The following is a 20643-nucleotide window of genomic DNA, read 5'->3' as shown; positions in this document are numbered from 1 at the left end:
TTTTAAATATTGAAAAAATTAAAAAGTAATTTTATAATTATAAATGTAAAGGATTACATTTTTAAAAATTGAAAGGAAATGACGTTATGAATAAAAAGGTTTTATTAGTTGGTGATGGAGCAGTAGGCTCAACTTTTGCCAACGATTTATTGCAACATACTAGAGTTGACGAGCTGGTTATTTGCGATGTGGTAAAAAAACGTCCACTGGGTGATTCAATGGATTTAGAAGATATATTGCCTTTTACAGGAGAATGTAATATTCATTCGGGAGAATACTCTGATGCAAAAGACGCTGATGTTGTTGTGATCACCGCTGGTGTTCCGCGCAAGCCGGGAGAAAGTCGTTTGGATCTAGTTAATAAAAACGTTAATATCTTAAAAAGCATAATTCAACCTGTAGTTGAATCAGGCTTTAATGGCATTTTCCTTGTTTCTGCTAATCCAGTTGATATTTTAACAACGCTGACCCAGAAATTATCCGGCTTCCCTAAAAATAAGGTTATTGGAACAGGTACTTCCCTTGATTCAGCACGTTTAAAGGTAGATTTAGCACGAAGATTACATGTTCCTGTTGCTGAAGTTAATTCTATGGTTTTAGGAGAGCATGGTGATACTTCTTTTGAAAACTTTGATGAGTCAACAGTTAGTGGCAAGCCACTTAAAGATTTTGCCGGTATTGACAACTCTGTGCTGGATCAAGTAGAATCAGGTGTTCGTAAAAAGGGAGGAAAAATAATTGAAAATAAAGGTGCTACATTTTATGGCATTGCGATGATGTTAACTCAAATTGTTACTGCAATATTAACTAATCGATCAATCGCCTTGCCTTTATCAGCACCAATTAAGGGTGAATATGGAATTAAAAATGAGCTTTATCTAGGAACTCCAGCTGTCGTAAATGGTGCAGGAATTAGTCAGGTGCTTGAGACTGAGCTTTCTGAAACTGAAAAAGCTAAGATGCTAAACTCAGCTTCCAAAATGCAGGAAGTACTAGATAATATTGCTTTAGATTAACCAAAAAGAAGGCATGACGAATGCAGGTTGGAAAAAGGATTTTTTTAAAAAGAAACCTTCCGCAAAAAGAAGTAATTGCTGCGTACAGAAAGTTGCCCTCATCAAACGTGGCTGATTGTATGAATAGAACAGGTGCAATGGCACCAAGAATTAAGCTTATGTCCAAGCCTCATGAGGAAATGTGTGGACCAGCTTTTACAGTTCATAACCGTCCAGGTGATAATTTGACTATTTATGCAGCGTTAAAATATTGTCATGAAGGCGATATCGTTGTCATTGATAATGAAAATGACAATACAAGGGCTGTTATTGGCGAAGTGATGATGACCTGGCTGCGCGACCAAAGACATGTTGCTGGAGTCGTAGTTGACGGACCAATACGTGACATTGATAGTTTGCGTAATTGGGACTTGCCCATATACGCAGTTAGTACAACACCTGACGGACCATATAAAGAGGGTCCGGGAGAAATAAATGTCCCAATTTCTTGTGGGAATGTAAGTGTTAATCCTGGTGACGTAATTTTAGGCGATGCCGATGGTGTTATTAAGATTGCTTTAGAAGAAGCAAGTGAATTGCTTCCAGCCGTCCAGAATTTTCACAAAAAAGATGATGCCAAAGCGGCAAGTTTTCATGATGGCACAGGAAATATAAATTGGCTTGATGAAGAACTGAAGAATAAAAATTATGAAATTATCGACGATATTTATCGCCCGGAAAATTACAGGTAATTAAAATGAAAACACTTGAAAAAGTTAATTACAAGGGATTTATCTTACCCCTAGCTGTTGGTGTTATACTTTGGTGCATCACGCCTTTGCGTCCTGCAGGTTTATCCGCTCCAGCTTGGGAAATGTTTGCTATTTTCGTAGCAACTATTGTTGGGTGTATCACTAAACCTTTGCCAATAGGCGGCACCACTTTAATCGGACTTATAGTAACGGTTTTAGTTGGTTTAGCCCCAATCAAGGACATTGCAGATCCTAAAACAGGCAAAGTAACAACTGGAATCCTCAGTGCCTTTAGCAATTCAGCTTCTTGGCTAATTGCTATGGCTTTCATCATGGCATATGGTATTAGTAAAACTGGACTGGGCAATCGTATAGCTTATTGGATGATTAAACGTTTCGGCAAGAAATCCATTGGCATCGGCTATGCCATTACTGGATTGGAATTAATTTTAGGAGCTTTGATTCCATCAAACAGTGCCAGAACTGGAGGAGTCGTTTGGCCCGTGACCGAATCAATATCTAAAGATTATGATTCTTACCCTAATGACCCTTCCAGAAAGAAAATTGGTGCCTATCTCAGTTTTATGGCTTTTCATGCCAATATTCTTTCAACTGCCCTTTTTATTACCGGCGCGGCACCAAATATGGTTGCTTCACAAATGGCAGATCAGAAAAATTATAACATGACATGGATTAGTTGGTTTTCAGCCGCAGTAGTTCCTGTTCTTGTTGCAACTATTGTCATTCCACTTGTGATTTATAAAATTTTCCCACCTGAGATAAAAGAAACTCCTAATGCTGAAAAATGGGCCACTGATCATCTCAAGGAGATGGGACCAGTTACAAAACCTGAAAAGATTATGTCAATGGTATTTTTGCTTGCCATAATCTTATGGGTTTTATCTGGCATTTTTGATATTCCACAATTAGATTCAACTTTTGTTGCCTTTCTAGCAGTTGGCTTGCTGTTGCTAACTGGTGTTTTAACTATGAAAGATGCTTTAAACCAAACTGGAGCCTGGAATATTCTAATTTGGCTGTCAATTTTAGTTTTTATGGCAAGTAAACTTATTTCATTTGGCTTTATTGACTGGTTCTCAAAGACTATTCAAACAAGTCTTCACGGCATCAGCTGGCAAGTAGTATTAGCGGTTTTGGTAATATTAATGTTTTATACCCACTACTTCTTTGCTAGTGGAACCGCTCATATGACTGCCTTATATTTACCATTCTTGTCAGTGGCAGTAGCTACTGGTGCTCCTTTGGGACTTTCTGCAATGCTGCTTGCATTTACAGGAGCTTTCAACGCTTCAACTACTCACTATGCCAACGGCCCAGCTTCAATTTTAGCTACTACAGGTTACATTAAACAAGGTGAATGGTGGAAATACAACTTTATTTTGGGAATTATCTATTTGCTGATTTTTGGAGTAATTGGAACTTTATGGATGAAAGTTATCGGAATCTGGTAAATGCTTAATGAGAAGAGTTTTATCACTAATGATGGTATACGAATAGCATATTATGATACTGAAAAAGGCAAACAACCTGTATTGGCAATTCCCGGTATAGGAAGCACCGCAATATTATGGGAAGAAGTTGCCAAACTTTTTGCAGCTGATTATCGTTTTATCGTAATAGATCCGCGTAACCAGGGACGTTCACAAAGAACGTATAAAGGCCAGCGTATCAGTCGTCATGCGGCTGATTTAAAGGAACTGATTACCAAGTTAAATTTGAAAGATATTATCGCTATTGGAAATTCAATGGGTGCAGCAAATATTTGGGCTTATGTTTCATTATTTGGCTATGACAGGCTACATGCAATTATTGATTTGGATCAACCTCCCAAGATGATTCGAGATAGCTCTTGGGAGTACGGTTTTAAAGATTTAACTTGGCAGAATTACCCGGATTATTTAAAGGCAGATCTTGGCAATGGCATTTATGCTCATATCAATGATGAGATGTTTAAAGAGGCCAAAATAGAAGCCCAAAAACATCCATATAATGCTGAAGAAAATTATCTTTGTCGTATAGATCATGCTGAGCAGGATTGGCGTGATGTTTTAACTGATTTAAAAATCCCAATGCTGGTTTTAGCAGGACAGAATTCTCCCTTTTTTGACTATCACTTCGCTTTTGCCATGGAAAAGTTAAATGAAATAATTAGCGCAAAAGTTATTAAAGATTGTGGACACTTAATTCAGGCTGAGCAGCCTTCTAGCATGCATAAAGAAGTTATGAACTTCTTAAAAAATATTTAACTCAAAGTGAGAATGGGAAAATGGATAAGACCGTAGAACTTTTTTTAAGGTTACCAAAAACAAAACAAAGGTGGCAAAATTTCCTGGTTAGTCAAGGAATTAATAATTTTAGTTCTCGTGAAGTTGCTGTGATTGATCATACAGTTGGCCTAATTGATGAAGATGGTCAATTAGTTGGCACAGGTAGCATTGCTGGAAATGTTCTCAAATATATCGCTGTTTCAAATGATGCATCTGTTCAGGGAGCAAGATTTAATCAGATAGTTTCAGCTCTAGAAGAATACCTTTTTAGTCAAAAAATTTATCATTCATTTGTATTTACTAAAGCAAAATATTCTGCCAGTTTTTCTCATTTAAATTTTAAGGAACTGGCTCATACTGATGAGGCTGCTTTTTTAGAGAGTGGCACACCAAATATTCAGGATTTTTTAGCCAAAATTCCCAGAATAGAAGACCAAAATCATAAAAAAGTTGCTGCAATTGTCATGAATGCTAATCCGTTTACTTTAGGTCATCAGGCCTTGGTAAAACTTGCTAGTAGCGAGAATGATCTGGTATATGTGTTTGTTGTTGCTACGGATGCTTCATTATTTAAAACGAGTGAAAGAATGGAACTGGTAAAAAAAGGAACTTCTGAATACCCAAACGTGTTAGTAATTAGCGGTGGGGACTATCTAGTTTCTCAATCAACTTTTCCGGCATACTTTTTAAAATCACCTGATGAACTGATCGCCACGCAAACGGAGATTGATGCGTTAATTTTTAAAAATACTATTGCACCGAAACTGGCAATAAAAAAACGTTATTTGGGTACTGAACCATTTTCAAGAACAACTAATTTCTATAATCAAAGCTTAAAAAACACACTTAGTCCCAAAATTGACGTTGAAATTGTCAAACGCTTTTGCAATAACGATCAAATAATTACAGCTACACGTGTCCGTCAATTGATCAAAAGTGATGAATTAAAGGACATTTCAAATTTAGTCCCGCCAACTACATTTGATTTTATTAATAAAAACTATCAAATTTTACAAGAAAGAATAAAGAAAGGAATGAACATCAATGGAAATTAAGACTGTTGGAGTGGCAGGAACTTTAGAATCTTCAGATATTCAAATAATGGTATCGGCTGGTCAAAATGGTATTGAAATTGACTTGGAATCCGAAGTAGCCAAATCTTACGGAGATCAGATCAAAAAAGTAATAACTGATACTCTTAAAAAATTCGGAATTGAAAATGCGAAAGTTAAGGCTACTGATAAAGGGGCCCTTGACTGTGTGATTGCTGCACGTACATTAGCTGCGGTTCAAAGAGCAACCGAAACAACGGATAAACCAAGATTGGAGGTATTGCAATAAATGACTTACATAAAAAATCGTTTGCGTCGAACAATGATGTTTGTACCGGGAAATAATCCAGCAATGGTTAAGGATGCCGGTATCTATGGTGCTGACTCCATTATGTTAGATTTGGAAGATGCAGTTTCTCTAACTGAAAAAGATGCAGCGAGAATGTTAGTATTTAATGCCATTAAAACTGTTGATTTCGGTGGTGCAGAAGTAGTTGTCAGAATTAATGGTCAAGATACGCCTTTTTATGACGAAGATGTAAAGGCAATGGTGCGAGCAGGAGTCGATGTTATTCGTCTGCCAAAAACTGAATCAGCTGCAATGATTAAAAAATTAGTATCTGATATGGAAAAGGCAGAAGAAGAATATGGCGTTGAAAAAGGTTCTATTGGCGTAATGGCTGCGATTGAAAGTGCTAAAGGTGTTCTTAATGCACCTGAAATTGCTACTGCAACGCCTTTGATGATGGGCTTGGCAGTTTCAGGTGAAGATTATACTGCTGATATGCACACCCATCGTTACCCTGACGGACGTGAACTTGAATTTGCTCGCAACATGGTTTTACAAGCTGCTAGAGCTGCAGATGTTTATGCCTTCGATACAGTTTTTTCAAATATGAACGACACCGAGGGATTTTACCGCGAGACAAAATATATTTATGAACTTGGGTATGATGGTAAGTCTTTGGTCAATCCACGGCAAATTCCAATGGTTAATAAAGTATTCAATCCTACTAAAGACGAAATTGAAAATGCACTTGCTGTGCAAAATGCAATTCAGGAAGCAAAAGCAAAAGGTTCTGGAGTAATTTCGATGAACGGTAAGATGGTTGACAAACCTGTAGTTGAAAAAGCTGATCGCGTTATTGAAACAGCAAAAGCTTCGAATTTAATTGATGAGGAGGGTAATTACATTGGAGAATAAAGTAAAGCGCAATTTGCCGGATGATTTGATGACTGATATGAATCTTAAACCATTTGAGTCTGTTGTAGTTGGAAATCCTGAAGTAAAGAGAGTTGCACCCAAAGTGCAAGTTACTACTGGTGAATCAAAAGTGGTCGACTCTTTAGAGGAAGTTATCAAAAAGACACTAAAAGACGGTATGACCATTTCGTTTCACCATCACTTTAGAAATGGCGATTTTGCTTTTAACAAAGTAATGGATTTAATTATTAAAATGGGTTATCAGGATTTGACTTTAGCTCCTTCTTCTTTGACTGGTGTTATGAATGACAAAGTAATTGAAGCAATTAAAAAGGGTGTCATTACCAATATTACTTCTTCTGGAATGAGAGGCAGCTTAGGGGATTTTGTTTCCCACGGTGGGCTGGAGAATCCAGTGATTTTCCGTTCTCACGGCAATCGGGCTCGTTCAATTGAAGAAGGAGAAATCAAAATTGATGTTGCCTTTTTAGGTGTCCCTAATTCTGATCCTGCAGGAAACGCTAATGGTCAAGAAGGAGATGCCGTATTCGGTTCTTTAGGATACGCATTGATTGACTCTCAATATGCGAATAAAGTAGTTTTATTGACAGACAACATTGTTGATTATCCAAATACTCCTGCTTCTATTAAACAAACCCAGGTCGATTACGTTGTTAAGGTTGATCAAATCGGTGATGCAGATAAAATAGGTTCAGGAGCTACTCGCTTTACTAAAGATCCGAAAGAGTTAAAGATAGCTCAAACCGTTAATCAGGTAATTACCAATTCACCTTATTATAAACAAGGATTTTCTTTTCAGACAGGATCTGGTGGAGCTGCTCTTGCTGTGACCAGGTATTTAAGAGAATCCATGTTAAAAGATGGTATCACAGCATCGTTTGCTCTAGGTGGCATTACCAAGCCTACAACCGACTTACTTGAGGAAGGCCTAGTCAAAAAAATTATGGATGTGCAGGATTTTGATAAAGGTGCTGCGGCATCAATGGCTAAGAATAAAAATCAACAAGAAATTGATGCTTCTTGGTATGCCGATCCTCACAATAAAGGGGCAGTAGTTAATAATTTAGATGTTGCTATTCTTTCGGCTTTACAGATTGATACAGATTTTAACGTTAATGTAATGACCGGTTCTGATGGTGTTATCCGCGGCGCTATTGGTGGTCATCAAGATGCGGCTGCAGCTAAAATGACTATTATTACTGCTCCATTAGTACGTGGACGAAATGCGACTGTTGTTCCAGCAGTCGAAACAGTTGTAACTCCTGGTGATTCAATTGATGTTTTGGTAACTGAAAGAGGAATTGCAATTAATCCACGCCGTAAAGATCTCATAGATGCTTTTGCCAAGGTTCCAGAACTCAATGTGGTTGATATTAAGGAACTTCAAAAAATGGCTCAAGAGCAGGTTGGGGTACCAAAACCACTGGCATATACTGATCGCACTGTTGCTTTAATTCAGTATCGAGACGGCACAATTATTGATACTATTAAGCAGGTAAAAGACTAATTATTTATTTTTAAAAAAGTGTGAGAATGAGCTGGAACTTGTTCTCACATTTTTAGTTATAATATAAAAAGAAGTGAATACCAGAATGATAAAATCAATTTTTGACAAGGGTCAGCCTCAGAGTATAGCTGAAGTACTGGAAAATAAAGATAAACGAGTCAAGCTTCAACAAGAAATTTTACAAAAGTTTCCAAAGATTACACTATTGGATGTTAAATTGAATATTCCTGGACCTATTAAAAACAATTGTTATTTAGAAAAAATATTTGCCGAAGGTATTTTTGATTTAGAAAAAATTTTTCAAAGCAGTAATTTGCCTTTTATTCTTTATGAACATTGGGAAAAAGTAACAGGTCCAGAAAATTTTTACCTTGTTAATAGTAACTACAGAGTTGTAAAAGAAAAAGCAGTTGAATTTGAAGATCATCAAAAACTAAATCGACTTTTTGATGCTGATGTTTTAATTAATAAGCAAAAACAGGCCATATCCCGCAAAGAATTGGGTATGTCTGTTCGCAGATGTTTTTTATGTTCAAGACCTGCTAAAGAATGTGCTCGTTCGAGAAGACATTCAGTCACGGAATTACAAAATTATATCACTAATTTGTATAGACAGGAGATAACGTCTGATTAAAACTAAAGAGTGTCATTCTTATGTAAAACTCTTTCTGCTATTCCACTAGTAGTGATCAAGTGAGTAATTACGCCTGTCCTTAACGCTCCCAAAAGAGCATCTTCTTTAAAGCGATTTCTAACAATTACAAAGCGATCAGGAATTGCAAAAATATTAGAGAGGCTGATACCAGATATATGTGGTTCAATGGGACTATAAAAGCGTCCTTTAATATCATAAGGCCTGCCAAAAATAATTCCTGCTAATTGATTTTTCTCCAGACCAGCAAATAGTTTGTCAGCATAATGATCCATAAAGAATTGACCTGATTCTAACGACTGGAATGTTCCGATACTTGCAAATACTAGGTCGAGCTGTGAGAAATATTTTTCTATGTATTCATAATATGGTTCTTTATGAACCTTTTTTACTAAAGTGGGATCAATCGCATAAAGAGGGGCAGGAAAAGTTAGACATTTTGCGCTGAACTTATTGGCAGCATGTTGAATCAATGGCAGTTTACGCTTGCTTGCATTAACCACTTGACCTAACAACTGTACAAAAGTCAAATCATCACGCGTTTCTACTGAAAAATCATCAATGATGTCTCTTAAGAGAGTTCCCCAAGTTAAACCTATGACATGAGCGGAATTAATATAATTCTGTATTTGTTTAGCTGCAAAGTTAACAATCATTTCATTATCTTGATTTTTGGTTTCTTTATCTTCTAAGATATAAACTTCTTTTAAATCAAAGAGTCTTTGGAATTCACGCTCAAGTTTTTGTGCCCGTTTAGGACTTTGATAAATACTAATTTTCACAATTCCCTTATCTTCGGCTTCTTCTATTGCTTTAGCTATAAGATAACGAGAGAGATTATACTTTTTCGAGATTTCTGCAATGTTTAGCTTGCTCAAAAAATAGTCATGTGCGATATTCGCAAGTTGTTCATCTGTTAACAATGTCATTTGCTTATTCCTATTCTTTATACTTTACATTTGTTTTAATTATATTAGAAAGAAAGTTTTAATACTAAAACTTAAGCAACTTTTTTGTAGAAAAATTTTTAAAAGATAAAATTTAAGTTTTATTTTATTCTAGTAAATCACAAAATTTTGCATGTGTAATTTTTTGCAAGTCCCGTGGATTTAGATATAAACTCCGTCCGATTTTGCCACTTGAGACAGCAATTTCATTTTCTTTAATCATGCTATTATCGAGAAAAATGGGAAATTGATGTTTAAAATAGATTCCAATAGGAGTATTGGCACCATGTACATAACCGGTGGTTTTTTCTAAATCTTTCAAAGGTAACATTTCACATTTTTTATTACCTGAATTTTTGGCTAGTTTTTTCATGCTTAAATGTTCGGTTACTGGAATTACAGCTACTAAAGCAGGTGTCTTATTTCCACAGCACACGAGAGTTTTATAGACCAAGTGCTCATTCTCGTTTAGAATAGATGTATCCATTTTTGCTACACCACCTGAATCTTTATGTGTAGCAAATTCTGCTTGTCGATAAGAAATCTTATTTCTATCCAATATTTTTTCAACAAGTGTTTTTTCAATCTTGTTTTTCTTTTTTGACATAATGATCACCTTTATAATGATAGCATTGATAAAAGGAAAAATAAAAAGGGAGTTAAAAAAATAATGAAATTATTAATTATTAAAATAGAAACTAGTCATGAAGTTGAAGATGCACTAAATATATATAGTCATGATGTACTGCACTGTTTGGGTACTGAAACACGAAGGCGCTCGGACTTTGAACAAGCAGGTTGGGAATCTGATTCAACTATTGTTAAATTAGACGAAATAAAAGATTTACCTGAGGATATGCAATTCTTAGCGTATTTTGACACAGAACAAGATAAGGCAGATTTAGTTAAAAAGTTCCAAAAAAAGTTGTCTGAATTAAAAAGCTATGGTTTGAAAATAGGCCAGGCTAAAGTGAGTGCTTCTTATATTAAAGATGAAGACTGGAATACAGTATGGCAAAAATTTTATCATCCAATTGCGTTTTCTAGACACATGGCAATAGTTCCTGAATGGGAAAAATATGAGCCCGCGTTTAAAGACCAGAAAGTAGTTAAGCTTGATCCAGGCCTAGCATTTGGAACAGGTTCACACAAGACTACTCAATTAGCACTGTTAGGATTGGAACAAACTTTAGTCAAGCCAAAAACTGTTTGTGATGTTGGCACCGGTTCTGGGATTTTAGCTATTGCTTCATCTATTTTGGGTGCAAGTTCTGTTTTAGCGACAGATATATCTGACGAGGCAATAACTGCTGCTAATGAGAATATATCTTTAAATAATTTAAATAATATAAAACTGCAGAAAACGAATTTATTAAATAAAGTTAAGGGTAAATATGATATTATTGTAGCAAATATTTTAGCTGAAATTTTACTTGATTTGATTCCAGAATTGAATGAGCATTTAAACTCTAATGGAAAAGTGATTTTTTCTGGGATAGATTGTGACCAGATAGAAAAAATCAGGACAGCTTTAACTACCAATGGATTCCAAATTATATTATCAATGCAACAAGGACGTTGGATTGGGCTAATTATTGAAAGAAAAGATAACTAAATAGAGTTATAATAGATAATTAAATTAGTAAGGAACTGACAAGTTGATTGATAAACTAAAAAATATTCCTTTTTTTAAAAAGTTAAATAGCTATAAGATAACACCAGTAATTTGCTGGAGTATATTAGTCATGATTTTGCCACTCTTATTTAGCCTGTTTTCAATAGGGACTATTTATCGTGTGGGTCTCTTATTTATAGTACTCAACAGCATAATCAGCTATCACATTGGCAAATTGATTAAAGCACTTAATTTAAGGCACTATTGGCTATTGTTTATGCCGGGCTGTTTTTGCTTAATTGTTTTATTGAAATATGCCAATTACAATTTTTTATTTGGGTTAATTTACCTGATTTTGGAAATATTTGGTTTAATGGATAATCAAATCTATGGTTAGTGCTAGAAGGGGCGATATTCTATGTCAAAGTACATTGAAATGACACATGAGCAGGTGATAGATACCTGTAAAAAATATATGAATGATGATCAAATTGCATTTGTTGAAAAAGCATATAAATTTGCTGAAAATGCTCATAAAGATCAAAAAAGAGCTTCTGGACAACCATACATCGTTCATCCTACCCAAGTTGCTGGCACTCTTGCTCAATTAAGTCTTGACCCTGATACAGTAGCTGCGGGATTCTTACATGATACTGTAGAAGATACCCCAGTGACCAATGACGATATTAAAGAAAACTTCGGTAAAGATGTAGCTTTTATAGTAGATGGCGTCACTAAGTTAAATAAATACCAATACAAATCACACCAAGAATTTTTAGCTGAAAATCACAGAAAAATGTTGATTGCAATGGCAAAAGATATTCGTGTGATTATGGTCAAGCTGGCAGACAGACTGCATAATATGCATACATTAGAGCATTTACGCCCTGATAAGCAACGCAGAATTGCATCGGAGACAATGGATATATATGCGCCTTTAGCCGATCGTTTGGGTATTGGAACAGTTAAATGGGAACTCGAAGATATGAGTTTTCATTATTTAAATCCAAAAGCATATTACCGCATTGTTAATTTAATGAGTCTTAAACGTAGTCAAAGAGAAAAATATATTCAAGATGCGATCAAGACACTTAAAGAAAGCTTGGATAGTCTGGGAATCAAGTATGAAATATATGGTCGTCCTAAGCATATCTATTCTATTTATAAGAAAATGGTCAACAAGCATAAAGATTTTAATGAAATTTATGACTTGTTGGCAGTACGCGTGATTGTTAAAACGGTTAAAGACTGTTATGCAGTTTTGGGAGCAGTTCATACTAAATGGAAACCAATGCCGGGCCGCTTTAAAGATTATATTGCTGTGCCTAAGGTTAACGGCTACCAGTCACTTCATACTACGATTATTGGCCCTGGTGGCAGACCATTAGAAATACAAATCAGAACCGAACAAATGCATGAAGTTGCTGAATATGGTGTGGCTGCTCACTGGGCATATAAGAGGGGAAATTTTAAAGGCGTAGAACAAACCAGCTCAAATGAAAAATTGGACATGGTCCGTGAAATTTTAGAATTAAAAGATGAAACTTCAGACGCTGATGAATTCATGAAAAGCGTTAAAAGTGAAATCTTCTCTGATCGCGTTTATGTTTTTACTCCTAAAGGTGAAGTCTATGAACTGCCAAAAGGTTCAGTTACCTTAGATTTTGCTTATGAAATCCATACTCAAGTGGGTAGCCATGCAGTTGGAGCTAAAGTCAATGGCAAATTAGTACCATTAGATTATAAGTTAAAAAATGGTGATGTCATTGAAATCATGACTCAATCTAATGCCACCCCATCACGCGACTGGGTTGATTTAGTTAAGACCTCGCGCGCACGCAACAAAATTCGCCGGTACTTTAGAAATCTTGATCGTGACCATAGTATTGAACAGGGCGAGCAAATGGTTGCCGACAAACTGCGTGAGCAAGGACTTTCACCCAAAGTATTTATGTCGAAAGAACATATTGAACCTCTTTTGGAGCAAATAAATTACCACACTGCCGATGAAATGTATGCTTCAATTGGTTTTGGTGATCTCTCAGCAATTGGTGTGGTCAACAGGCTAACTGCGGATATACGGCACGAAAATGAAAAGAAAAAGCAACAGCAACTTGAAGAAGAAATTCTGAATTCAGGGCAAAAATCAGTTTCGGAAAATTCACCAAGTAAAAAAGATTCTAAGGCAATGAAGATCAAGCACAAAAATGGTGTTATGATTCAAGGCATAAGTGATCTGATGCTTCATTTAGCCAAGTGCTGCAACCCAGTCCCAGGAGACGACATAGTCGGCTATGTTACAAAAGGTCGCGGCGTGACAATTCATCGAACAGATTGTCGCAACATTGTAAATAATTATGAAAGCAAGGGCAGACTGATCGAAGTTCAATGGGAAAATGTTGAAGAAAACAGTGCTCAAGCATTTAATGCAAATATTGAAGTTTTTGGTTACAACCGAGGCAAGCTGCTTACTGATGTTATTACAAAGTTAAATACGTTAACTCCGAATATTAATAATATTTCTGGTAAGGTTAATGAGGATAATATTGCCCATATATATGCTACAGTGGCAGTCAACAATTCAGCTCAGCTAGATGGCATTTTGACCAAGTTAAGGGATATACCAGATGTATACCAGACAAGGAGGGCTGATAATTAATGCGGATTGTGATTCAAAGAGTTAACAGGGCTAGTGTAAAAATAGCTGAAAATACAGTAGGACAAATTTCCAAGGGTTTATTACTGCTAGTTGGTTTAAAAGAAGGCGATGGAGCTGAAGTCGTTAAAAAAGCCGCTGCTAAAATTGCCAAAATGCGTATCTTTGAAGATGAAAATGGTAAAACTAATTTAGCAATTAAAGATGTAGACGGACAGATTTTAAGTGTCAGTCAGTTTACATTGTTAGCAGATACCAAGAAAGGCAATCGACCAAGTTTTATCAATGCAATGAGGCCACCAAAATCAAAAGAGTTATGGAAACAGTTTAATGAAGAACTAGAGAAATTGGGTTTAACTGTAGAAACAGGTGAATTTGGTGCTGACATGCAAGTTGATTTACAAAATGATGGACCTTTCACAATCGTATTGGATTTGTAAATATCATGCATAGTAGTACTACAGGTTGACTTTTTGCTAGGAAAAATATATTCTAAAAAAGAATTATCAATGACAAAGACTGAAGTTTAGTATTTTTATTCAGAGACCACCTGTTTTTAGTGAAAGGGTGGTAAAAAACTAACTGTGACCCCTTTACCAGATAATGATCGCATCGCGAGCGTTATTCGCAGCAGGTAAAAGGTGGTACCGTGCTAAATCAGAGCGCCCTTGATTTATTCAAGGACGTTTTTTTATTAAAAGGATGATTAAATGAGAGTTCAAAGACCTAAAGGAACAGTTGATATTTTGCCAGATGAATCTGGATCATGGGAAAAGATAGAACAAATTTTACGTGATTTTTTTAAACGAGCAAATTATCGCGAAATTCGCACACCCAGTTTTGAAAATTACAATGTTTTTTCACGTTCAAGTGGTGAAACTTCTGATGTAGTTGAAAAAGAAATGTATGATTTTAATGATAAAGGTGGCAGACACATTGCCTTAAGACCTGAAGGAACAGCTGGAGTTGTGCGTGCTTACGTTGAAGATAAGCTTTATGCACCAGAAGTAGTGAAGCCTTTAAATGTTTATTATATTGAATCAACTTTTCGCTATGAAAGACCTCAAGCAGGTCGTCAACGTGAATTTCACCAAATAGGAATTGAGAGCTTTGGTTCTTCTAATCCCTTAGCTGACATAGAAACAATTGTTTTGGCTCATGATTTATTAGCCAAACTCGGTGTAAAAAATTATGAGTTACATATTAATACGCTGGGTAATGCACAAGTTCGTCAAGATTATCATGATGCATTGGTCAATTATTTTAAGCCTGTCAGAGACCAGCTTTCTGATGACTCAAAAAGACGGTTAGAAAAGAATCCTTTGCGAATTTTAGATTCCAAAGATGAACAGGATAAGCAATTTTTGCCTAAAGCACCTAAAATAGTTGATTATTTGGACCAGGAATCAAAAGAAAATTTTGACCTAATTTTAAAGATACTGGATCAATTAAAAATTAATTATGTGATTGATAATGATTTGGTTCGCGGACTTGATTATTATACTGGTGTAATCTTTGAATTTATGGTTGAGGATAAAAGTATTTGGGAATCTGCTTCAACAATTCTTGGCGGTGGTCGTTATGATAATTTAGTAGAAGAATTTGACGGACCAAGAACACCTGCAGTCGGTTTCGGTATAGGCGAAGAACGCTTAATGCTGGTTTTACAAAAACAAAATCCCGAACTTTTTAAAGATCAGGGTATTGATTTCTTTATTGCCAATATTGGTCAAGGAACCGAAGTAAAAACTGTCGAAATTGCTCGTTTGTTGCGTAAGCAAGGTTTAAAAGTTCAATATGATGTTGATCAAAAGAAGTTAAAAGCCCAATTTAAAAAAGCTGATAGAGCTAAAGCTAAATACGTCATTACACTCGGCGACAAAGAGTTAGCTGCCGAAGTTTTAAATGTTAAAAGACTTGCTGATGCTAAAACATTTAAGTTTAATTTCAACGATCTTGAAGATATGAATGCGGTAATGAAACAATTAAAGGAATAAAAAATGGAAAAAAGAACTGACTATTGTGGTAATATCACATCAAAATTTATTAATCAGAGTGTAAATTTGTACGGCTGGGTACAACGTGTGCGAAATCTAGGTAATCTGGTGTTTATTGATTTACGCGATCGAGAAGGTCTTGTCCAAGTTGTAGTTAATCATGATTCAGGCCAAGAGTTAATGGCTATTGCAGATTCACTAGGAAATGAATATGTAATTCAGGTTAAAGGTAAAGTAGTTAAGCGTTCAAGTATTAATCCTGACATGAAAACGGGAGAAGTCGAAGTCGAGGCTAAAGAAATCAATGTGTTGAACAAAGCCAAGAATCCGCCGTTTGAAGTTAAAGATAATGTTGAAGTTGCCGAACAGACTCGGCTAAAGTATCGCTATTTGGATTTGCGTAGACCCAACTTGCAAAATGCTATCATTTTACGGTCAAAAATTTTACGAGCAACACATGAATTTTTTGATCAAAATGGTTTCATTGATATTGAAACACCAATTTTAGGAAAATCTTCACCTGAAGGTGCTCGTGATTATTTGGTACCGTCTAGAATTTATCCTGGCAGTTTTTACGCTCTGCCACAATCTCCCCAGCTTTTCAAGCAGCTATTGATGGGAGCAGGCTTTGATAAATATTATCAGTTAGCTAGATGCTTTAGAGACGAAGATTTGCGGGGTGACAGGCAACCTGAATTCACTCAGATTGATATGGAAACTTCTTTTACCGATGAGCAGCAGGTACAAGACTACACTGAAGGCTTGCTCAAGAAAATCATGAAAGACGTAATGGGAATTGATCTGAAAACTCCAATTGACCGCATTTCCTGGACAGATTCAATGAATAATTACGGAACAGATAAACCAGACACTCGTTTTGGCATGTTGATTCACGACTTAAGTCCAATCTTTAAGGATAGTGCTTTTAAAGTATTCTCTGGTGCTATTGCCAATGGTGGCTTTGTTAAAGGGATTGCAGTTAAAAATGGTGCTCAAAAATTCTCTCGCAAACAAATTGAGAAAAAGCAGGACTATATTAAGCGCTACCATGCAAAAGGTTTGGCTTGGGTCAAATTTGAAGATGGTGAGTTCTCTGGTCCAATTTCTCGATTCTTAACTGATGAAAATAAAGCTTCTTTAATCAATGAATTTAACTTGCAAGGCGGCGAATTAGTCGTATTTATTGCGGATAAATGGAAAGTTTGCTGCGACTCGCTTGACCATTTGCGTCGTGAATTCGCTAAAGAAACAAATATTATTCCAAAACATGTATTTAACTTTGTCTGGGTGGTTGATTGGCCATTATTTGAATATGATGAAGGATTCGGTAGATGGATTGCAGCGCACCATCCATTCACTATGCCCGATGATGAAGGTATTAAATTATTGGATACTGAACCGCACAAGGCTCACGCTCGCAGCTATGATATTGTTATGAACGGTGATGAATTGGGTGGAGGTTCAATACGTATTCACAAGCGTTCAATTCAGGAAAAAATGTTTAAGGCACTCGGTTTTACCAAAAAACGTGCCTATGAACAATTTGGCTACCTTCTTGAAGCTTTGGATATGGGCTTTCCACCACATGCAGGACTTGCCATCGGGCTTGACCGTTTTGCAATGCTGCTTGCTGAAAAAGATAATATCCGTGATGTATTGGCATTCCCGAAAAATGCCAATGCTTCAGAACCAATGATGCATGCACCTGCTCCTGTATCTGAACAACAATTAACTGATTTGGGTATTGAGGTCGAAGATAAGTATCAAGACGATGTAGCCAAAATTGAAGCAAACTTGAAAGTACAAGCCGAAAAAGATGCTGCACAAAATACCAGTTGGGATTAGGAAAGTATAAAGTATTTTTAACTAAAGCAAAAGAGCTGTGAAAATTATACACAGCTCTTTTGCTTTTTTATTTGTCCTCATTCAATTTTGATTGGGGACATTTTCTTATGATGTAGCGCTTACACAGACTTATATAATAAAAATGTCGGAAGGAGAAAAGAAATGGTTAAAGATTTGAATCAATCCATAATCAACTATTTAAAAGTAAATCATGGTTTCAATTCTTCGGCTAAAATTTCGCAAAAATTAAACGTCTCACGTAAAACGATAATTAGGAGGATCAATCAGTTAAATCAGAATTTTCCAGAAAAAATAATTATTTCTAAAAGAAGTAAGGGATTTGAATTAGTTTATCAAAATTATTTAAAGTACGAAAATAAAAAATCTGCTGCTTTTTCGGAAATCAATGAACGTCAAGAAAATATTTTAACCAGGCTCTTAATTGCATCTCCTAAAGCAGTTTCAATTACAGATATTATTAATAGTTTATATGTTAGTGAAGCAGTAATTCAAAATGATGAAAAAATGATTTCTGCAAAAATTAAAAGATGGAATCTGTCATTAATTCGCAAACAACGTTTTTTAAGCATCAAAGGAACAGAAAAAAATATTAGAAATGCCATTATTGAAGTAGTTTTACATGTTAACAATACAACAGAAATTAGTAGTTTGCGAAATAGTATTGGACAATATGATGACCAAGATTTTGACTTCGCCTTAGAACAATTAAAACTGGCAATGAAATCTCTAAATAACAATCTTCCTTATCCTTATAATATTAATTTTTTTACACATATTTATATTCTGTTAAGCAGAGCAAGAAAATTTAAATCAGTAAATTATTCAGTTGAGTCAAAATCCAGTATAACAAGAAAATCGAAGGCAAATCCTGAAATTTTCAAGATTTGCCAGAAAATTATTCAAAATATTGAAAATTATTTAAATGTACAGCCATTATCTTTAGAAGTTGAAACCTACTACTTATTTGAATATCTAATTTCCTCTAGATTTAGTGAGAAAAAAAGTGAAATAACTTCTGATGATCATAAATTAGCAGAACGAGTTTCTCAAGAATACATTACATTGGTTTCACAATTTTTAAATACCGGTTTTAGCAAATATATACTGAATGATATTAAAAATCATATTTTTTCAATGATCATTCGATTAAAAATGCAAGTATCCTTACCAAATGCTTTATTAAATGATATTAAATTGGAATATGAGAAAGTTTTTGAAGCTACTAAGTTAGCTTCAAAACAGGTGGAACGTGAATTTCACTTACCAGAAATTTCAGATAATGAAACAGGTTTTATATGCCTTTACTTCGTTAAATACATAGAAGCTCAACCGCGTAGGAATAAAAGGGTACGTGTTTATATTATTTGTACAACAGGGATTGGTACTTCAGAAATAATTTCAACAAAAATAAGAAAATTATTGCCTGATTTAAAGGTCATAGGCTTAGGTTCTAACCTCGAGATAGAAGACATACTAAAAAAACATAAGAATATTGACTTGCTGATAAGTACAGTTCCATTATCGGTAAAAACCAATGTACCAGTTGAACTAGTTAGTGCTTTTTTAACAAAAGAAGATGAAAAAAATGTCAGACAAGCAGTCTACAGAATCCAAAAGCAGCGATGATTTTTTTATAAAAATAAATGTTGACCAAAAAATTACTAAAAAAGAACTTTTTTCTCTGATATCCAAAAGCGTTGCCAATCAAAAAAAATTATCACAAAAAGAACTTTTTAAAAGCTTGCAGGCCAGGGAAAAGGTTAAAAACACTTCTTTTGGAAATGGTATTGCCTTTCCTCATATCATCTTAGAAGAAAATGTAATTCCTAATTTAATAATTTGTAAGTTAGCTCAGAAAATAGATGAATGGAAATGTCCAGATAGTACTGCTGTAGATACTTGTTTTATTTTATTGATTAGCCGTAAATCTCAAAAGAATAGTCCGAGAATCAAAAGATTGATCAAAATTTTCCGTAAATTTGCAGATAAAAACGTCATTTCCAAAATAAGTCAATGTCAAACAGCAGAAGAAATAGAAAAATACTTGTAAAGGAGGAAGATCATGAAAAGTGGACCATAAAAAGTTTGTTTTTCAGAAAATGTAATTTATTAATTTTTGGAGGTAAAAATGGTTTTAGTAACAGGAAAAAGATTATTGGATGTAGCACATAAAAATCACTTTGCAATACCAGCTTACAACGCTGGATCTGGACAACTTTTTACAGCAACTCTGGAAAAGTGTATTGAAGATCAAACACCTTTTATAATGGCGATTCATCCCACCGAGCTGGCATTTTTGCGTGATAACTTTGTGGGGCAAGTTTTACAGGGCATTAACAAAACAGATTTGCCAATTGCTTTACATTTAGATCATGGTGCTAGTTATGAAGACTGCATTCATGCTATTCATCTAGGCTTCACCAGCGTTATGATTGATTGCTCTATGAAACCATATGATGAAAATATTGCCACTACAAAAAAGGTGGTCGAGGCAGCTCATGCCACTGGAATATCAGTTGAAGCTGAAATAGGAACAATAGCTGATACTGGCTATGATGTCAACGGACATTTAACAAACGATGTACATTACACTACACCTGAAATGGCTAGGGATTTTGTTGAGAAAACAAATGTTGATTCTTTGGCAATTGCAATTGGTACTGCCCACGGTCTTTACCCTAAAGATGTACAGCCTAAATTGAAACCGGAAATTGCAAAACAAGTTTCAGAAGCTGTAGATGTACCATTAGTTTTGCACGGAGCTTCAAATAATCCTGACGATAAAATTCAAGAAGCAATTGACAATGGCATCAATAAAATAAACATTTCAAGTGATATCAAAATTGCGTTTGCAACTGGTTTGCGCCATTTGCTCGATAACAGTGATCCAAATGAAATGCGCGAGCCAAAATTAATGTTTCCAGAAGCAATGATTGAAGAACAAAAAGTTGTACATCATAAGAATGAACTCTGCAAGGCAACTAATAGAACCCATCTATATTTTGAACACGAAGAGCCAGTTGAAGTACCTTACAAAATCGAAAACTTCCAGACTGAAACATTTAAGGCATAAAAGTATTTGGTTTTACAT

The 20643-nt window shown here is 35.3% G+C and carries 19 protein-coding genes; 17 read left to right on the top strand and 2 right to left on the bottom strand.

Annotation, left to right across the window (positions count from 1 at the left end; genetic code table 11):
- Window positions 1-86: 86 nt before the first annotated feature.
- From JF76_RS05445 to citX, 9 genes are all read left to right on the top strand, one after another.
- Window positions 87-1016 (top strand): L-lactate dehydrogenase, encoded by a 930-nt coding sequence (locus JF76_RS05445; RefSeq protein WP_045928153.1) that lies wholly within the window; start codon window positions 87-89, stop codon window positions 1014-1016.
- A gap of 20 nt (window positions 1017-1036) precedes the next feature.
- Window positions 1037-1747, top strand: a complete 711-nt coding sequence (locus tag JF76_RS05440; RefSeq protein WP_045928152.1) for an RraA family protein — start codon at window positions 1037-1039, stop codon at window positions 1745-1747.
- A gap of 5 nt (window positions 1748-1752) precedes the next feature.
- Entirely contained in the window at window positions 1753-3219 is a 1467-nt protein-coding gene (locus JF76_RS05435) for a DASS family sodium-coupled anion symporter (protein ID WP_045928151.1), read from the top strand.
- A complete protein-coding gene (locus JF76_RS05430; RefSeq protein WP_045928150.1) occupies window positions 3220-4014 on the top strand; it encodes an alpha/beta fold hydrolase in 795 nt (264 codons plus the stop codon).
- A gap of 20 nt (window positions 4015-4034) precedes the next feature.
- Window positions 4035-5090: a [citrate (pro-3S)-lyase] ligase gene (gene citC / locus JF76_RS05425; RefSeq protein ID WP_045928149.1), complete on the top strand. Its 1056-nt coding sequence runs from the start codon at window positions 4035-4037 to the stop codon at window positions 5088-5090.
- Complete coding sequence (citD, locus tag JF76_RS05420) at window positions 5080-5376, top strand: citrate lyase acyl carrier protein (RefSeq protein ID WP_045928148.1); 297 nt, start codon at window positions 5080-5082, stop codon at window positions 5374-5376. Before citC ends, citD begins: the two co-directional genes overlap by 11 nt.
- Complete coding sequence (locus JF76_RS05415) at window positions 5377-6291, top strand: aldolase/citrate lyase family protein (protein ID WP_045928147.1); 915 nt, start codon at window positions 5377-5379, stop codon at window positions 6289-6291.
- Window positions 6281-7819: a citrate lyase subunit alpha gene (gene citF / locus JF76_RS05410; protein ID WP_109586340.1), complete on the top strand. Its 1539-nt coding sequence runs from the start codon at window positions 6281-6283 to the stop codon at window positions 7817-7819. Before JF76_RS05415 ends, citF begins: the two co-directional genes overlap by 11 nt.
- 85 nt (window positions 7820-7904) lie before the next feature.
- Window positions 7905-8453: a citrate lyase holo-[acyl-carrier protein] synthase gene (gene citX / locus JF76_RS05405; protein WP_045928145.1), complete on the top strand. Its 549-nt coding sequence runs from the start codon at window positions 7905-7907 to the stop codon at window positions 8451-8453.
- Between the two features lie 2 nt (window positions 8454-8455).
- On the opposite strand, the gene JF76_RS05400 is transcribed toward citX, so the two are convergent.
- Complete coding sequence (locus JF76_RS05400) at window positions 8456-9400, bottom strand: sugar-binding transcriptional regulator (protein WP_045928144.1); 945 nt, start codon at window positions 9398-9400, stop codon at window positions 8456-8458.
- A 124-nt stretch (window positions 9401-9524) separates the two neighbouring features.
- A complete protein-coding gene (gene ybaK / locus JF76_RS05395; RefSeq protein ID WP_045928143.1) occupies window positions 9525-10025 on the bottom strand; it encodes a Cys-tRNA(Pro) deacylase in 501 nt (166 codons plus the stop codon).
- Window positions 10026-10088: 63 nt separating this feature from the next.
- On the opposite strand from ybaK, the gene prmA reads away from it, so the two are divergent.
- From prmA to JF76_RS05350, 8 genes are all read left to right on the top strand, one after another.
- Window positions 10089-11033 carry a 50S ribosomal protein L11 methyltransferase gene (gene prmA / locus JF76_RS05390; protein WP_045928142.1) on the top strand — a complete coding sequence of 315 codons (945 nt, stop codon included), beginning with the start codon at window positions 10089-10091 and terminating at the stop codon, window positions 11031-11033.
- A 418-nt stretch (window positions 11034-11451) separates the two neighbouring features.
- Complete coding sequence (locus JF76_RS05380; protein WP_045928140.1) at window positions 11452-13692, top strand: RelA/SpoT family protein; 2241 nt, start codon at window positions 11452-11454, stop codon at window positions 13690-13692.
- On the top strand, window positions 13692-14129 hold the full coding sequence (dtd, locus tag JF76_RS05375; RefSeq protein WP_045928139.1) for a D-aminoacyl-tRNA deacylase: 438 nt from the start codon (window positions 13692-13694) through the stop codon (window positions 14127-14129). The genes JF76_RS05380 and dtd overlap by 1 nt, the downstream gene beginning before the upstream one ends.
- Window positions 14130-14399: 270 nt before the next feature.
- Window positions 14400-15686: a histidine--tRNA ligase gene (gene hisS, locus JF76_RS05370; RefSeq protein WP_045928138.1), complete on the top strand. Its 1287-nt coding sequence runs from the start codon at window positions 14400-14402 to the stop codon at window positions 15684-15686.
- Window positions 15687-15689: 3 nt separating this feature from the next.
- The gene (gene aspS / locus JF76_RS05365; RefSeq protein WP_045928137.1) at window positions 15690-17531 is read left to right on the top strand and encodes an aspartate--tRNA ligase; all 1842 of its coding nucleotides are present in this window, start codon (window positions 15690-15692) and stop codon (window positions 17529-17531) included.
- 162 nt (window positions 17532-17693) lie between these two features.
- Complete coding sequence (locus JF76_RS05360) at window positions 17694-19178, top strand: BglG family transcription antiterminator (protein WP_045928136.1); 1485 nt, start codon at window positions 17694-17696, stop codon at window positions 19176-19178.
- Entirely contained in the window at window positions 19138-19602 is a 465-nt protein-coding gene (locus JF76_RS05355; protein WP_045928135.1) for a PTS sugar transporter subunit IIA, read from the top strand. The genes JF76_RS05360 and JF76_RS05355 overlap by 41 nt, the downstream gene beginning before the upstream one ends.
- Before the next feature lie 78 nt (window positions 19603-19680).
- Window positions 19681-20625 (top strand): ketose-bisphosphate aldolase, encoded by a 945-nt coding sequence (locus JF76_RS05350; protein ID WP_034979728.1) that lies wholly within the window; start codon window positions 19681-19683, stop codon window positions 20623-20625.
- Window positions 20626-20643: the final 18 nt, after the last annotated feature.

The sequence above is a fragment of the Lactobacillus kullabergensis genome, from assembly GCF_000967195.1.
Taxonomy (GTDB): Bacteria; Bacillota; Bacilli; order Lactobacillales; family Lactobacillaceae; genus Lactobacillus; species Lactobacillus kullabergensis.
The sequence above is the reverse complement of the archived record's forward strand: the minus strand, read 5'-3'. Positions and strand labels throughout refer to the sequence as shown.

Excerpts from the sequence above, each read along its gene's own strand:
- dtd (WP_045928139.1), top strand. The coding sequence starts at position 13,692 with ATGCGGATTGTGATTCAAAGAGTTAACAGGGCTAGTGTAAAAATAGCT.
- JF76_RS05415 (WP_045928147.1), top strand. The coding sequence starts at position 5,377 with ATGACTTACATAAAAAATCGTTTGCGTCGAACAATGATGTTTGTACCG.
- JF76_RS05445 (WP_045928153.1), top strand. The coding sequence starts at position 87 with ATGAATAAAAAGGTTTTATTAGTTGGTGATGGAGCAGTAGGCTCAACT.
- JF76_RS05360 (WP_045928136.1), top strand. The coding sequence starts at position 17,694 with ATGGTTAAAGATTTGAATCAATCCATAATCAACTATTTAAAAGTAAAT.
- JF76_RS05435 (WP_045928151.1), top strand. The coding sequence starts at position 1,753 with ATGAAAACACTTGAAAAAGTTAATTACAAGGGATTTATCTTACCCCTA.
- JF76_RS05440 (WP_045928152.1), top strand. The coding sequence starts at position 1,037 with ATGCAGGTTGGAAAAAGGATTTTTTTAAAAAGAAACCTTCCGCAAAAA.
- aspS (WP_045928137.1), top strand. The coding sequence starts at position 15,690 with ATGGAAAAAAGAACTGACTATTGTGGTAATATCACATCAAAATTTATT.
- prmA (WP_045928142.1), top strand. The coding sequence starts at position 10,089 with ATGAAATTATTAATTATTAAAATAGAAACTAGTCATGAAGTTGAAGAT.
- JF76_RS05380 (WP_045928140.1), top strand. The coding sequence starts at position 11,452 with ATGTCAAAGTACATTGAAATGACACATGAGCAGGTGATAGATACCTGT.
- JF76_RS05430 (WP_045928150.1), top strand. The coding sequence starts at position 3,220 with ATGCTTAATGAGAAGAGTTTTATCACTAATGATGGTATACGAATAGCA.
- JF76_RS05350 (WP_034979728.1), top strand. The coding sequence starts at position 19,681 with ATGGTTTTAGTAACAGGAAAAAGATTATTGGATGTAGCACATAAAAAT.
- citC (WP_045928149.1), top strand. The coding sequence starts at position 4,035 with ATGGATAAGACCGTAGAACTTTTTTTAAGGTTACCAAAAACAAAACAA.
- hisS (WP_045928138.1), top strand. The coding sequence starts at position 14,400 with ATGAGAGTTCAAAGACCTAAAGGAACAGTTGATATTTTGCCAGATGAA.
- JF76_RS05355 (WP_045928135.1), top strand. The coding sequence starts at position 19,138 with ATGTCAGACAAGCAGTCTACAGAATCCAAAAGCAGCGATGATTTTTTT.
- citD (WP_045928148.1), top strand. The coding sequence starts at position 5,080 with ATGGAAATTAAGACTGTTGGAGTGGCAGGAACTTTAGAATCTTCAGAT.
- ybaK (WP_045928143.1), bottom strand. The coding sequence starts at position 10,025 with ATGTCAAAAAAGAAAAACAAGATTGAAAAAACACTTGTTGAAAAAATA.
- JF76_RS05400 (WP_045928144.1), bottom strand. The coding sequence starts at position 9,400 with ATGACATTGTTAACAGATGAACAACTTGCGAATATCGCACATGACTAT.
- citX (WP_045928145.1), top strand. The coding sequence starts at position 7,905 with ATGATAAAATCAATTTTTGACAAGGGTCAGCCTCAGAGTATAGCTGAA.